The organism is Maribacter spongiicola, from assembly GCF_052119685.1.
Lineage (GTDB): Bacteria > Bacteroidota > Bacteroidia > Flavobacteriales > Flavobacteriaceae > Maribacter > Maribacter spongiicola_A.
Genome location: NZ_JBGQOO010000002.1, coordinates 248,507 through 262,987 on the forward strand (window position 1 = coordinate 248,507; position 14,481 = coordinate 262,987).

Genomic DNA, 14,481 nt, shown 5'->3' on the forward strand with positions numbered 1-14,481 from the left:
AATTGTTCACATATTTGCCCAAGTTGAAAGAGAACCTATATTGATTTTTTATAATCACCTATAGTTCAACACTAACCATTAAAAGTGAAAATTTTATTATGAGTGTTACTGCAAATTCCGTCTGGAAAAACTGTTTGGTGTTTATAAAGGATAATATCCAACCGCAGGCATTCAAAACTTGGTTTGAACCTATCAAACCTGTTAAGCTATCTGAGAACGCATTAAGTATTCAAGTGCCTAGTAAATTTTTTTACGAGTGGCTAGAAGAACATTACGTTAAACTTTTGAAAGTTGCCCTGACTAAAGAATTGGGAGAAACGGCAAAGTTGGTGTACATAATTAGAATGGAAAACACTTACGGTAATAAAGAACCTTTTACCGAAAAGATACCAAGTTCTAACAGAGGTGCCATGGCTGCTCAAGAAATGGATGTTCCAATTAAATCTAAAAATCCTGAATTACGTAATCCGTTTGTAATTCCAGGTATTAGAAATATTAAAATAGAATCTCAGTTAAACCCTAATTACAATTTTGATAACTTTTTAGAAGGTGATTCTAACCGTTTGGCAAGATCAGCCGGTATGGCGGTTGCTAACAAACCAGGTGGCACATCTTTTAATCCGTTATTAGTTTTTGGTGGTGTTGGACTTGGAAAAACACACTTAGCGCATGCTATTGGTGTTGAAATAAAAGATAAATATCCAGAACGTACCGTACTTTATATTTCTGCTGAGAAATTCACGCAACAATATATCGAGTCAGTTAAAAAGAATACTCGAAATGATTTTATTCATTTCTACCAATTAATAGATGTGTTGATTATTGACGATGTACAATTCTTATCAGGTAAATCTGGTACGCAAGATGTATTCTTCCATATTTTCAACCACTTGCATCAAAACGGTAAGCAAGTAATACTTACTTCTGATAAAGCTCCTGTAGATATGCAGGATATCGAACAACGCTTACTTTCTCGTTTTAAATGGGGATTATCTGCAGAACTGCAGAGTCCTGATTACGAAACAAGAATTTCCATCTTAAAGAACAAGTTATATAGAGATGGTGTTGAAATACCTGATGACATTATAGAATATGTTGCTAAACATATTAAAACAAATATTAGAGAATTAGAAGGTGCTATTATTTCTTTGATCGCACAGTCTACCTTAAACAAAAGAGAAGTTACTATCGAACTTGCCCAACAAGTTGTTGAGAAATTCGTAAAAAATACCAAACGAGAAGTTTCAATCGACTACATACAAAAAGTAGTCTCAGATTACTTTGAAATGGATGTAGCAACTTTACAGTCTAAAACAAGAAAAAGACATATTGTACAAGCAAGACAATTAGCAATGTTCTTTGCCAAAAAATTTACTAAAGCTTCATTAGCAAGTATAGGTTCGCAAATTGGCAAAAGAGATCACGCTACTGTTTTACATGCTTGTAAAACTGTCGACAACCTTGCAGAAACCGATAAGCAGTTTCGTAAATATATAGACGACCTAACTAAGAAATTTTCTTAAAACTTACGTTACATGAAGGTGTTGATGGTTTGCCTAGGTAATATATGTAGGTCACCATTGGCTGAAGGTATATTAAAAAGTAAGGTCGATACTACCAAAATATTTGTTGAATCTGCCGGTACAGCTGGTTATCATATTGGCAAAGCACCAGACCCAAGATCTATTAAAGTAGCCAAAGAACATGGCATAGATATTAGTTTACAAGTTTGCCGAAAATTTACTGTTTCAGATTTTGATTCTTTTGATATCATATATGCCATGGATAAAAGTAACTATGGTAATATAATTGATTTAGCAAGAAATAAAGCAGATGCCCAAAAAGTGAAGCTTATTTTAAACGAAATAAGTTCTTCAGACAAAGAAGTTCCAGATCCATATTATGATGCCGAAGACGGATTTGAACATGTTTTTCAAATGATTAATCAAGCTTGCGATAGTATAGCCGCAAGACTAGAAAGTAAATAACCTTAAAGCAAGCCCACGAGACATTCCTAGTAGAACAACTATAATATTTCGATGTAAGCCCTGAATCATTTAAATCTCGATTATCAAGTAAATAGTAATGAGCACACAAAACGGAAAAATAGGGAAGGTATATTTAATACCAACAACATTGGGCGATATGCCCCCATTAGAAGTTTTACCCATTTCAATAAAGCAAACTATTGAGAAATTGGACCACTATATCGTTGAAAACGAAAAAACCGCTCGACATTTCATAAAAAAAATCAGCCCCAGAAAATCGCAACCCAGCCTAAAACTATTTGCTTTAAATAAGTTTACACTGGCAGAAGAAATTCCTAGTTTTCTAAATCCTTGTTTAGAAGGTTATGACGTAGGCATACTTTCTGAAGCTGGTTGCCCCGGTATTGCAGACCCAGGTGCAGCAGTAGTCAAAATTGCACACGATAAGAATATACAGGTTATTCCCTTAGTTGGGCCATCTTCTATTCTCTTGGCATTAATGGCAAGTGGTATGAACGGTCAAAACTTTGCATTTAATGGTTATTTACCTATTGATGGCGCCGATCGTAAAAAACATATTAAAAATTTAGAGCGTAGGTCAAAAGAAGAAGACCAATCGCAGGTGTTTATCGAAACGCCTTATAGAAATAATAAAATGCTAGAAGAGTTGATTAAAACCTTAGCACCTAGTACTAGAATTTGTGTAGCCGCCGATATTACCTTACCAACGGAATATATTAAAACAAAAACTGCCATAAACTGGAAAACAGAGAATGTAGACCTACACAAAAGACCTGCAATTTTTATTATTCAAGCATAAAAAAACCTTGACAACGAATTGCCAAGGTTTCACATTTTCATATCTACTTAAACTTTTAAATTCTTGGATTACGTTTTGCTTCTATCATAGAAACATCGTAGCCAGAAAACTTTTTCATATAGTTGGAAATACTGGTACCATAACCATCGGTAATTTCCATTCTACCATGTGATCTTAGATATAATTTCACATTACCTGCACCTGCTAAATGGGCGGCTGCCAGAATACCAGACTCCGTAACTTCTACACCATTCATTCGTACACCTACGTAACGCTTAATATCCTTTCTAAGAATCCACTTGTTACGAGATGTATTTATATGAAAAACTTTCTCTTGCAATACAGGATTGCTTAAAAACTGATTTCCATCATATACACCAACTAGTTCTAAGGTGCTCAACCCAAATTGATATTTCCCCAAATACCCAAAAGTATTGGTAACAAAATAGTTACCCTGAGACTCTTTAAAAGCTAATGCTTCTTTAAAGCCTATAAATTGACTGCCAAGAAAAGGGGGAGCGATTTGATAATTTGATAAAAGAGCTTCGTCTTGAGGAAACGAAACCATAATAGGGTTTTTAACTTTTAGCTGCTCTGGCACTTTAACCGTAAAAGGTTTAAAGCCATAACCAGATAAAATAAACATCACAATAAGAGGACAACTTGCTAATATCCATCTTCTCATACCATATATTTCTTAAGACCTACAGCGACTATTATTGCTTGCTTAAATTTCTGAGGCAAAGGTAAACCCGAAATTTTAAGAGTTTAAGAAGGTTCTGTTAAAAGAATACATATTTAGTTAAGAAGTTCTAAAATTCGGTTGAAAGTTTATCTATTGATTTTTTGAGCATTGATCCATCGGATGTACTGCTCTTTATTTCGGTTGTGCTGCGCTAAATTCTCTGCAAACATGTGATAACCGAACTTTTCTACATTAGCCACAAAATAGTAGTAATTATGTTTTTTAGGGTTCAAAACAGCATCTATTGCCGTAATATCGGGCATTGCAATAGGGCCTGGTGGCAAACCTGCATACTTATATGTGTTATATGGCGAATCCATTTCCAGATCCCTATACAGGACTCTTTTAATTATAGTATCGAAATTTCCGGTTTCTTTTTTGATAGCATATATTACCGTTGGATCAGCCTGTAACAACATTCCTTTTCGTAGCCTATTTAAATACACCCCAGCAACTGTTGGTCTTTCGTCTACTTTTGCCGTTTCTTTATGCACAATCGATGCCAAGGCAATTACTTCATTAGGTTTTAAGCCAAGTGCACTAGCTTTCTCTTTACGTGTATCAGTCCAGAAACGATTATATTCCTTTAACATTCTTGCTCTAAAAGATTCTGCCGAAGTGTTCCAAAAGAACTCATAACTGTTCGGTATATAAAGTGATATTTTATTAGCGTCATCAAAACCATTTGCTTTCATAAAATCTTTATTGTCGAATGCTGCAACTAACGATGTACTATCCGCCTCAATTTGACTTGCAATTCTACCCGCCAGATCATATATATTTTCTTGATTGTTAAAAGATACTTTTACCGGTATATTTCCGCTACGCAATGAGTTTACTATCTCATTGTTATTCATACCCTTACCTAACTTATACTTACCTGCTTTGATTTTATTTAAATATCCTTTTCTATCTGCTGCAGATTCAAATGAACTAAAATCTTTTACAAGTGGCGTAAGTTGTTCTTCTAAATCACTAATTGTAGCATCGGTAGGTATAAAAACTATAGCTTCATCATTGTCAAAACTAGTATTGGGAGTGAAAAAGGTACGATATGCTAAATACCCAAAAATTCCGCCACCTATTAATCCCACAACTACTACACCTAATAATATACGCTTGATGCTCATTAATTATTTATTTTTTGTAATAAAACTTCATTCTTAAACATACCCTTAAATCTTACCCAATCTTTCTTCATTCCAACTTCTTGAAAACCCAACTTTTTAAACAAATGTAAGCTTGGCGCATTTTCTTCTAAAATATTGGCATAAACTTGCCTTAAGCCTAAAACTTCAAACAAGTAATTGCACAGCAACGTTACTGCTTCTGCCCCTGCTCCTTTATTTCTTTGATTTTCATTGAGAATAATAATGCCGATACCAGCTCTCTTATGGTTTGGTTCAAAATCAAAAACATCAATTAAACCAATTGCTTGATGCTCTTGCGAACATATCACTAAACGCAATTGCTTAACATCATAAATATCTCGATGGGCATTATCAAGATAGAGTTGTAATACATCTTTTGAATATGGAGTTACGGTACCGCTTACCTCCCAGACTTCGGTATTGTTCTCTAGTTCATATAGAAAATCGAGGTCTTTTTGTTCTAAAGCCCTTAGATAAATCTGTTCTCCTTTTAATGTTACCACAACATCTCTCCTTTAAATACTTGTCTTGCTTCTCCTTTTAAATAGATATCGCTATACGAGCCTTTATTTTCTTGAAAAGTAACCTCAAGATTACCACCAAGCGCGTTTACAGCAATAGTCTTTTTCGATGTTTTTCCTAGATGATACATGCCTAAGGCAACTGCCGTTACACCTGTTCCACATGATAAGGTTTCATCTTCAACTCCGCGTTCATAAGTTCTAATATCAAATCCGCCTTCAGCATTGGCTTCTACAAAATTAATATTACTCCCTTTTTCTCCATAAATACCATAACGCATACGCGCACCTTCTTTTACAACATCAAAAGACTTTAAATTTTTTACTATTTGAACATGATGGGGCGAACCTGTATTCATAAACAGCGCATTTGGTTTCTCTTTTACCTGACTCACATCTGTCATTTTAAGACTTACGACATCACCTATAATAGTTGCTTCGTGCAAACCATCTACAGCAATAAATGTGGTATCCTTTTTTATAATATCAAGAAAATGAGCGAAGGCAACAATGCATCTTCCGCCATTACCACACATACTTCCTTCTTTTCCATCTGCATTAAAATAGACCATTCGAAAATCGGTATTCTCGTCATTTTCTAATAAAATGAGTCCGTCAGAACCTACTCCGAATCTTCTATGGCAGATTTTAGCGATTAACGCATTATCATGTTTTGGAAATTGCCCATTGCGATTATCGACCATCACAAAATCATTACCCGTACCTTGATATTTATAAAATATATTTTTCATGCTTAACTAAAGCCTCAAAGATAGCATATAAATAGGTTTTTTTTGGTAGTTAAAAAGTAGTTAAACGCTTATCAAATACCGCAAAAACGAGTAATTTTGTGTAGAATATGTTAAAACTTTAATGAATATGAAAAGAATAGCAAGTCTATTATTTGTATCTGTTTTTGCAGGTGCAATTACATTGGGCGCTTACAAACTATTTTTCGAGAAGGAAAATTTTATAATTATTAGCCAAGAGAACAATAGTGGTGTTGTAAATGCTAGTTATACCCCGACATCTGCAAGAGGTGCCGGAATTAACGAAGTTGATTTTACCAGTGCCGCTGAGAATACTGTAAATGCAGTGGTGCACGTTAAAAACATTACACTTAGCAAAGGACCAACAACTATATTCGATATCTTTTATGGTACTGGCGGTAATGCCGTACCACAAGTTGGTACTGGATCGGGAGTAATTATTTCTTCTGATGGATATATTGTTACCAATAACCATGTCATCAATAAAGCTACACAATTACAAGTTACCCTTAATAATAATAGAACCTATAAAGCAGAGCTTATTGGTACTGACCCAAATTCTGACATTGCTCTTATAAAAATTGATACAGATGAAAAGTTACCTTATTTAGCTTTTGGTGATTCTGATCACACAAAAATAGGCGAATGGGTATTGGCAGTAGGCAACCCTTTTAATCTTACTTCTACAGTAACCGCTGGTATTGTAAGTGCAAAAGCTCGTAATCTCGGAAAAAATCAGTCATTCATTCAAACCGATGCGGCTGTAAATCCAGGTAATTCTGGCGGTGCATTAGTGAATACTAATGGAGATTTAGTAGGTATTAATACTGCTATTACTTCACAGACGGGATCTTATGTTGGCTATTCTTTTGCCGTTCCTAGTAATATTGCCAAAAAAGTAGTTCAAGATATTTTGGAATACGGTAATGTTCAGAAAGGATTTATGGGAATAAGTCCTGCTCCAATAAATACCAGAGATGCTATTGAAAAAGGCATCAATAATATCGACGGCGTATTTATTGAATTGGTCGAAGAAGAATCTGCAGCGCAAGAAGCAGGAATTGTTGTCGGCGATATCATAAAAAAAGTCGATGAAATTGATGTGCATAAATATCCAGATTTATCCGGATACCTTTCTACAAAAAGACCAGGAGACACTTTAGCCTTCGTTATTGATAGAGACAAAGAACTTATAACCTTACCATTAGTTTTGAAAGAAAGACAAAAATTGGTTGTGCCTGAAATGGGCTTAGAGGTTAAGAACCTTACCGAGCACGATAAAAAAGTTTACAAAACAACATCGGGAGTAAAAATCACCGGCGTACCTGAAAGATACAGAGGCTATGGTTTATCTGAAAAGGTTATCGTTAAGGTTGACGATTATGAGATTGGAAATATTGACGACGCATATACCGCCTTCGGTGCTATTTCTAAATACGGAAAAACGGTAATTGTTATGGTTGGATCCAATGGCGAACGAGATCGACTAATCTTCCAATAAAAAAATAACCAAAAAATACAGCCTTCGTAAAAACGAAGGCTTTTTTTTGAAAAATATTTATTTTAAGTGGTTAATTTTTCTAGTTTTGTGCGAATTATAAAAATAATCAACTAATTATGGCTCCACAAACCACTTTTGAAAAAGAGCTGGCATTTCAAGCAGACCGTAGAAAAGCTACAACTGAATTTATTAAAATCGTTAGCGATTTATGGTATGATAAATCCATTGAAATTGTCCTTTTTAAAAATCAGGTTATTGACAAAAATGTAAGTGACATCATTCATTTACACGAGTATGCTGGTGAATTCGTACAAAAACCAATATCAATTTTTGATTCGGTTGAAATTTTACGGTCCATCTCAGATATGCTTTTACCACCTTCTAAATTAGATATCGGTAAATTAACATACGAATACCATTCTGATTCCAATATCTTAAATAATGTAAAATCTTTTGTAATTGATAAATTACACGCTGCGCAAGATTTTAAAAGCATTGAACCCAAAGATGTTGTTCTATACGGCTTTGGACGTATAGGCAGATTAGTTGCCAGAGAATTAATGTCTAAAACTGGTAAAGGAAATCAACTTCGATTAAGAGCTATCGTGGTAAGAGGTAAGCCTAGTATTGAAAATCTTGAAAAAAGAGCCAGCTTACTTAAAACAGATTCAGTTCACGGTATTTTTAATGGTACGGTTAAGGTTGATTATACTAATCTTAAATTAATTATTAATGGCACAACGGTGCATGTCATTTATGCGAACATGCCAGAAGAAATTGACTATACTGAATATGGTATAAATGATGCTTTGGTTATCGATAACACCGGCGCATTTAGAACTAAAGAACAGCTAGAAAGACACCTACAGTCAAAAGGAGCGATAAAAGTGCTATTGACAGCACCCGGCAAAGAAGTTGCAAATATTGTACACGGTGTAAATCATTTAGAATATGACCCAGATGAAACCGAAATATTTTCAGCCGCTTCATGCACGACGAATGCCATAACCCCTATTTTAAAGGCTATCGAAGAAACATTAGGAATAGATAAAGGACATTTAGAAACTATTCACGCATACACGAACGATCAAAATTTGGTCGATAATATGCATGGCAAATACAGAAGAGGTCGTGCTGCCGCACTTAATATGGTCATAACAGAAACAGGAGCTGGCCAAGCCGTTACAAAGGCATTACCGTCATTAAAAGGTAAATTGACATCTAATGCCATTCGTGTACCTGTACCAAACGGATCATTAGCTATTTTAAATCTTGATGTTAAACAAAAGACTTCTCTTGAAGGTGTAAACACCATGATAAAAAAATATGCTCTTGAAGGTGATTTAGTAGAGCAAATTAAATACTCGTTAGATAAAGAATTGGTATCCTCTGACATTATTGGTACTTCTGCACCGTCTATTTATGATAGTATGGCGACAATTGTATCTGAAAGTGGCAAAAATATTATTCTGTACATCTGGTATGACAATGAATATGGCTATTCGCACCAGGTTATTCGTTTAGCGAAGTATATTGCCAAAGTTCGTCGTTTTACATATTACTAATTTTTTTAAAATATAACATCTATTTGTTGATATGCTACGTAGTTAAATAAACGTTTTTTAGCATTGACTTTTTTTTATAGTATGATAATTATAAAGTACTTTAGTCAACTCTAAATTATTCAAATTAACCTAAGAATCTATTAAATGAAATTCTATAGAATACTATTGCTACTGGCATTACTACTGGCTAGTAACCTACAATTTGCACAAGACACTGAAGAAGAGGACGATAAACTGTCTTTAGACGAAGGTCCTATTAGTAACCAATTCGATTTTATTGCTAAGCGATCAGGTAATTATAGAGCTGATGGTATTAGATATGAAGTAGTAAAAGAAACCAATCTTTTTAAAATTCGCGAGAATGTTTTGGATTCTATAGCGGCCATGAATAAAAAAACTGGCGAGCTTAAGGCGACGATTGCAGAACATGAGACAACAATTACGTCTTTAAATAATAAGTTAGAGGAAACTACAACTAATTTAGGCGCTGTTACCGAAGAAAAAGATAGTATGTCATTTTTAGGACTACCTGTTTCTAAAGGATCATATAATTTTGTTCTATGGACGATTATTGGGGCATTGTTTCTAACACTTGGCTTCTTCATCTATAAATTTAGAAATAGTAATATTTTGACTCAAGAAGCAAAACAAAATCTTTCTGAACTAGAGGTTGAATATGAAGACCATAGAAGAAGATCCCTAGAGCGCGAGCAAAAAATCAGTAGGCAACTACAAGATGAGATAAATAAACAGAAGAAAACTAAATAACTAAAAGCTCCTTAACGGAGCTTTTTTTTTGATATGAAAAATATACGAAGAATTATAGCAGCAGATATTATCGATATTATTTCTCTTTTCGATGGGTACAGAGTATTCTACAAAATGAAATCAGATACCGATGCTGCAGCCAAATTTCTAAATGATAGAATTACAAAAGAAGAGTCTATTATTTTCGCAGCTTACGAAGACAACAAAGCTGTTGGCTTCGTTCAGCTATATTACACGTTCTCATCGGTGAGTTTAGAGAAATCATTAATTCTAAATGATTTATTCGTAGATGTAAAGTATAGAGGGGAATCTATTGGTGAACAGTTATTGTTAAAAGCACAAGAATTTTGTAAAATGAATAATTACAAAGGACTCGCATTAGAAACCGCCATTGACAATCCGGCTCAAAAATTATATGAGAAATTAGGATGGGTAAAAGATTACCACGCTTTTCATTACTTTTGGCAGGCTAAATGATGATGCAAATTAAAAGATGCGAATAGATATTATTACCGTATTGCCCGAGTTACTTACCAGCCCCTTTGAAGCCTCTATTTTAAAAAGAGCTATTGAAAAAGGATTGGTAGAAGTCCACTTTCACAATCTTAGAGATTATACCGACACGAAGTACCGTAATGTCGATGATTATCAATTCGGTGGCGGAGCCGGAATGGTGCTTATGATAGAGCCTATAGACAAATGTATAACCGATTTAAAATCGCAGCGCGATTACGACGAGGTTATATATATGACGCCAGATGGCACTACCTTAAATCAAAAAATGGCAAACACCCTATCGATGGTCGAGAATATAATAATTCTATGTGGTCATTATAAAGGTGTTGATCAGCGAGTAAGAGATGCATTTATCACTAAAGAAATATCCATTGGAGATTATGTACTTTCTGGAGGAGAATTGGGTGCCGCGGTATTATGTGACGCTATAATTAGATTATTACCAGGGGTATTAAACGATGAAACATCTGCCCTAACTGATACTTTTCAAGACGGACTTTTAGCTCCACCAATCTATACGAGACCAGCTGAATATAAAGGAATGCATGTGCCCGATATTCTATTAAGCGGAAACTTTGGCAAGATTGAAGAATGGCGAGAAGATAAGGCGTACGAGCGTACAGTAAAGCTCCGCCCGGACTTACTTGAGTAGCTTAATTTTGATTATTAAAGAAAAACCATATAAATGCTTGTGTGTTTTAATTTAAATATTATTTTTGCACCCTGTTAGAACAACCTCTGACGATAATCGTGAATGTTGCTTTAATTTAATTCCTATTAACTATACAATGGAATCATTAATAAAATTTGTACAAGACGAGTTCGTAACTAAAAAAGATTTTCCAAAATTTTCTTCTGGTGACACAATTACTGTTTACTATGAAATTAAGGAAGGTGAAAAAACAAGAACTCAGTTCTTTAAAGGTGTTGTAATACAACGTAGAGGTTCTGGTTCAACTGAAACTTTTACTATTCGTAAAATGTCAGGTACTGTTGGTGTTGAGCGTATCTTCCCAATTAACTTACCTGCACTTCAAAAAATTGAAGTTAACAAGCGTGGCAAAGTACGTAGATCTAGAATTTACTACTTCCGTGAATTAACTGGTAAGAAAGCTAGAATTAAAGAGATTAGAGGATAAATTTCTCTTTCTAAATTATATAAAGCACCGTATTATTTTGATACGGTGCTTTTTTTATGAACAAAAGTGAATAACCCTTGTTCATAATGTGTTGATTAATAAAAGTTTACAAAAATAAGGTTTGAATTACTTTTTTTTGTAAATTAGAGTGTGGTTAAGAAATGAAAATGAGAAAATATTCATTTTATCGCCGCTACGAAGTTTACGTTCTATCGTATTATTGTTTGACCATAGATTTAATTATTATTAAATGGAGGTAAATTTTAAGCTTATTGGCTGTCGCTTTTAAAACTTAAAATTAATTGAATTTTAAAAAAACTATATATTAGGTTTTTAATCTTCCATGAAGACAATAAAAAAGAAATGATGTGTAGATGTTAGGTTACGTATCTGAGAATCGAAAAGCATTTTAAACGTTGAATTAGTGAAACGGATGCAATCAAGGGTTGCCGTTTTAATGAAAAATTAGAACAAACTGTCCGTAAACTATTTCTAAAAAGCCATATCATTGTATGCGTACATTGATATGGCTTTTATTATTTAACAAATCTATCTTCCTGACCTAAAATATTAAGACCTCTCCCCGCTTTCAAACTTTTAGAAAATCGTATATTTGTTCCGCTTAAATTAAAACAAACCGCAAATGTCCAAAATTTTTTATACCAAAACAGACGAGGCGCCTGCATTGGCAACGGAGTCTTTTTTACCTATTGTAAAAGCGTTCACTAAATCATCAGGAATCGAAATTGAAACTAAAGACATTTCTTTAGCTGGTAGAATAGCTGCTACTTTTCCCGAGTTTTTAACGAAAGAGCAACAGGTGTCCAATGATTTGGAAGAACTGGGCAATATGGCAAAACAGCCAGAAGCGAATATTATCAAATTACCTAACATAAGTGCTTCGGTTCCTCAATTGAACGAAGCTATAAAAGAATTACAGTCTAAAGGTTATAAATTACCTAGCTACCCAGATGAGCCTAAGAACGATGAGGAAAAAGAGATTAAGGCGAAATATGATAAAATAAAAGGTAGTGCAGTAAACCCAGTACTACGTGAAGGAAACTCTGACCGTAGAGCACCTAGAGCTGTAAAAAATTACGCAAAGCAAAATCCGCACAGTATGGGTGCTTGGAGCTCTAGCTCTAAAACGCATGTAGCCACAATGGGCGACGGTGATTTTCAGGCCAATGAAAAATCATTGACTTTGAACAATGCTACATCTGTACAAATTAAATTAGTCTCAGAAGGTTCTGAAAGCATCTTAAAAGACAACTTGGCTTTGCTTAAAGGCGAAATTATCGATGCTACGGTAATGAGCAAAACAGCTTTACTTGATTTCTTGAAGAAAGAAATAAAAGATGCTAAAGATAAAGGTGTTCTTTTTTCTGTGCATTTAAAAGCTACAATGATGAAAGTTTCTGATCCAATAATATTTGGGCATGTTGTAGAAACTTTCTTAAAATCTGTTTTTGAAAAGTATGCTGGCACTTTCGATAAATTAGGTATTAGCCCTAATGACGGTTTAGCTAGTTTATATCAGAAAATTGAAGAGCTTCCTGCAAGCGAAAAAGAGGCTATTACTAAAGATTTAGATGCAGCATTAGCGAACGGTCCTGAATTAGCAATGGTAAATTCTGATAAAGGTATTACCAATCTTCACGTACCAAGCGATATTATCATTGATGCATCTATGCCGGCAATGATCAGAAATTCTGGTCAAATGTGGAATAAAGAAGGTAAAGCTCAAGACACAAAAGCTGTTATACCCGACAGTAGCTATGCCGGTATTTACTCAGCAACTATAGATTTCTGCAAAGAGCATGGTGCATTTGACCCTACAACGATGGGTACCGTACCAAATGTTGGGCTAATGGCTCAAAAAGCGGAAGAATACGGTTCTCATGACAAGACTTTTGAAATCAAACAAAACGGAAAAGTTCAAGTTGTTGATTTAGAAAGTGGTAAGGTTATAATTGAGCACTCAGTAAGCGAGGGTGATATTTGGCGTATGTGCCAAGTAAAAGACGCACCTATTCAAGACTGGGTAAAATTAGCAGTATCAAGAGCTAAGGCTACTAATGATCCTACTATATTTTGGTTAGATAAAAATAGAGCACATGATGCCGAGCTGATTAAAAAAGTAAATACTTATTTAGCTCAAGAAGACACTAAAGGTTTAGACATTCAAATCATGTCCCCAATAAAGGCTACAGAATTTACTTTAAAAAGAATGAAAGCTGGTAAGGATACTATTTCTGTATCTGGTAACGTATTACGTGATTACCTTACTGACTTATTTCCTATTTTAGAAGTAGGTACTAGCGCGAAAATGCTTTCTATTGTTCCTTTAATGAATGGTGGCGGACTTTTTGAAACGGGTGCTGGTGGCTCTGCTCCAAAACACGTAGAGCAATTTTTAGAAGAAGGTCACCTTAGATGGGATTCTTTAGGTGAGTTTTTAGCTTTAGGAGTTTCGTTAGAATTCTACGGTGAGAAAAATGCAAACGCAGCTGCTAAAATTCTTGGTGATACTTTAGATAGTGCTACCGAGAAATTTTTATTAAACGATAAATCTCCTTCTAGAAAGGTTAAAGAAATAGATACCAGAGGTAGTCACTTCTTTTTAGCTAAATATTGGGCAGAGGCATTAGCATTGCAAGATGACAATGCTGAATTGAAATCCATATTTTCAAAAGTAAGCACAGAAATTAACAATAATGAATCTCAGATTCTTACTGAATTAATAGATGCTCAGGGTTCTAAACAAGAAATCGGTGGTTACTACAAACCAGATCCTATTCTAGTAGAAAAAGCAATGAGACCAAGTACAACTTTAAATAGAATTTTAGATTCCATTTAACCTAGTAAACTTCGTTACAAAACACCCTCAATACATTTTGAGGGTGTTTTTTTTGTAACAATTTTATGAAGCGAAATTTTCACAAGTATACATACGTAAAATACTAAAAAAAATCATTTCGATCAATCTTCTTGATC

General features: G+C 34.4%; 14 protein-coding genes. 10 read left to right on the top strand and 4 right to left on the bottom strand.

Features of this window, described 5'->3' with window-relative positions; genetic code table 11:
- Positions 1-98: 98 nt before the first annotated feature.
- From dnaA to ACEN2N_RS05315, 3 genes are all read left to right on the top strand, one after another.
- Positions 99-1,523: a chromosomal replication initiator protein DnaA gene (gene dnaA, locus ACEN2N_RS05305; RefSeq protein ID WP_424000451.1), complete on the top strand. Its 1,425-nt coding sequence runs from the start codon at positions 99-101 to the stop codon at positions 1,521-1,523.
- A 12-nt stretch (positions 1,524-1,535) separates the two neighbouring features.
- The gene (locus tag ACEN2N_RS05310) at positions 1,536-1,988 is read left to right on the top strand and encodes a low molecular weight protein-tyrosine-phosphatase (protein ID WP_441823343.1); all 453 of its coding nucleotides are present in this window, start codon (positions 1,536-1,538) and stop codon (positions 1,986-1,988) included.
- 97 nt (positions 1,989-2,085) lie between these two features.
- Entirely contained in the window at positions 2,086-2,808 is a 723-nt protein-coding gene (locus tag ACEN2N_RS05315) for an SAM-dependent methyltransferase (RefSeq protein WP_441823344.1), read from the top strand.
- Positions 2,809-2,863: 55 nt separating this feature from the next.
- Here the strand turns inward: ACEN2N_RS05315 and ACEN2N_RS05320 are convergent, their stop codons facing one another.
- The 4 genes from ACEN2N_RS05320 to dapF all read right to left on the bottom strand — a co-directional run bounded on the left by ACEN2N_RS05320 (position 2,864) and on the right by dapF (position 5,977).
- Positions 2,864-3,493, bottom strand: a complete 630-nt coding sequence (locus ACEN2N_RS05320) for a hypothetical protein (RefSeq protein WP_441823345.1) — start codon at positions 3,491-3,493, stop codon at positions 2,864-2,866.
- Between the two features lie 146 nt (positions 3,494-3,639).
- The gene (gene mltG / locus ACEN2N_RS05325; RefSeq protein WP_441823346.1) at positions 3,640-4,683 is read right to left on the bottom strand and encodes an endolytic transglycosylase MltG; all 1,044 of its coding nucleotides are present in this window, start codon (positions 4,681-4,683) and stop codon (positions 3,640-3,642) included.
- On the bottom strand, positions 4,683-5,207 hold the full coding sequence (locus ACEN2N_RS05330; protein ID WP_441823347.1) for a GNAT family N-acetyltransferase: 525 nt from the start codon (positions 5,205-5,207) through the stop codon (positions 4,683-4,685). The genes mltG and ACEN2N_RS05330 overlap by 1 nt, the downstream gene beginning before the upstream one ends.
- Positions 5,201-5,977 (bottom strand): diaminopimelate epimerase, encoded by a 777-nt coding sequence (gene dapF / locus ACEN2N_RS05335; protein ID WP_441823348.1) that lies wholly within the window; start codon positions 5,975-5,977, stop codon positions 5,201-5,203. Before dapF ends, ACEN2N_RS05330 begins: the two co-directional genes overlap by 7 nt.
- A 127-nt stretch (positions 5,978-6,104) precedes the next feature.
- Here dapF and ACEN2N_RS05340 point away from each other — a divergent pair, with 127 nt between their 5' ends.
- The 7 genes from ACEN2N_RS05340 (at position 6,105) to ACEN2N_RS05370 (ending at position 14,344) form a co-directional block, all read left to right on the top strand.
- Entirely contained in the window at positions 6,105-7,496 is a 1,392-nt protein-coding gene (locus tag ACEN2N_RS05340) for a S1C family serine protease (RefSeq protein WP_441823349.1), read from the top strand.
- Positions 7,497-7,612: 116 nt separating this feature from the next.
- Complete coding sequence (locus ACEN2N_RS05345) at positions 7,613-9,061, top strand: glyceraldehyde-3-phosphate dehydrogenase (RefSeq protein WP_441823350.1); 1,449 nt, start codon at positions 7,613-7,615, stop codon at positions 9,059-9,061.
- Positions 9,062-9,205: 144 nt separating this feature from the next.
- Entirely contained in the window at positions 9,206-9,829 is a 624-nt protein-coding gene (locus tag ACEN2N_RS05350) for a tRNA (guanine-N1)-methyltransferase (RefSeq protein ID WP_441823351.1), read from the top strand.
- 33 nt (positions 9,830-9,862) lie between these two features.
- Positions 9,863-10,306, top strand: coding sequence for a GNAT family N-acetyltransferase (locus ACEN2N_RS05355; RefSeq protein WP_441823352.1), 444 nt, complete (start codon positions 9,863-9,865; stop codon positions 10,304-10,306).
- A 16-nt stretch (positions 10,307-10,322) separates the two neighbouring features.
- A complete protein-coding gene (gene trmD, locus ACEN2N_RS05360; protein ID WP_441823353.1) occupies positions 10,323-10,997 on the top strand; it encodes a tRNA (guanosine(37)-N1)-methyltransferase TrmD in 675 nt (224 codons plus the stop codon).
- Positions 10,998-11,133: 136 nt separating this feature from the next.
- Positions 11,134-11,484 carry a 50S ribosomal protein L19 gene (rplS, locus tag ACEN2N_RS05365; protein ID WP_133687826.1) on the top strand — a complete coding sequence of 117 codons (351 nt, stop codon included), beginning with the start codon at positions 11,134-11,136 and terminating at the stop codon, positions 11,482-11,484.
- A 643-nt stretch (positions 11,485-12,127) separates the two neighbouring features.
- Positions 12,128-14,344 carry an NADP-dependent isocitrate dehydrogenase gene (locus tag ACEN2N_RS05370; RefSeq protein WP_441823354.1) on the top strand — a complete coding sequence of 739 codons (2,217 nt, stop codon included), beginning with the start codon at positions 12,128-12,130 and terminating at the stop codon, positions 14,342-14,344.
- The last annotated feature ends 137 nt before the right edge of the window (positions 14,345-14,481 follow it).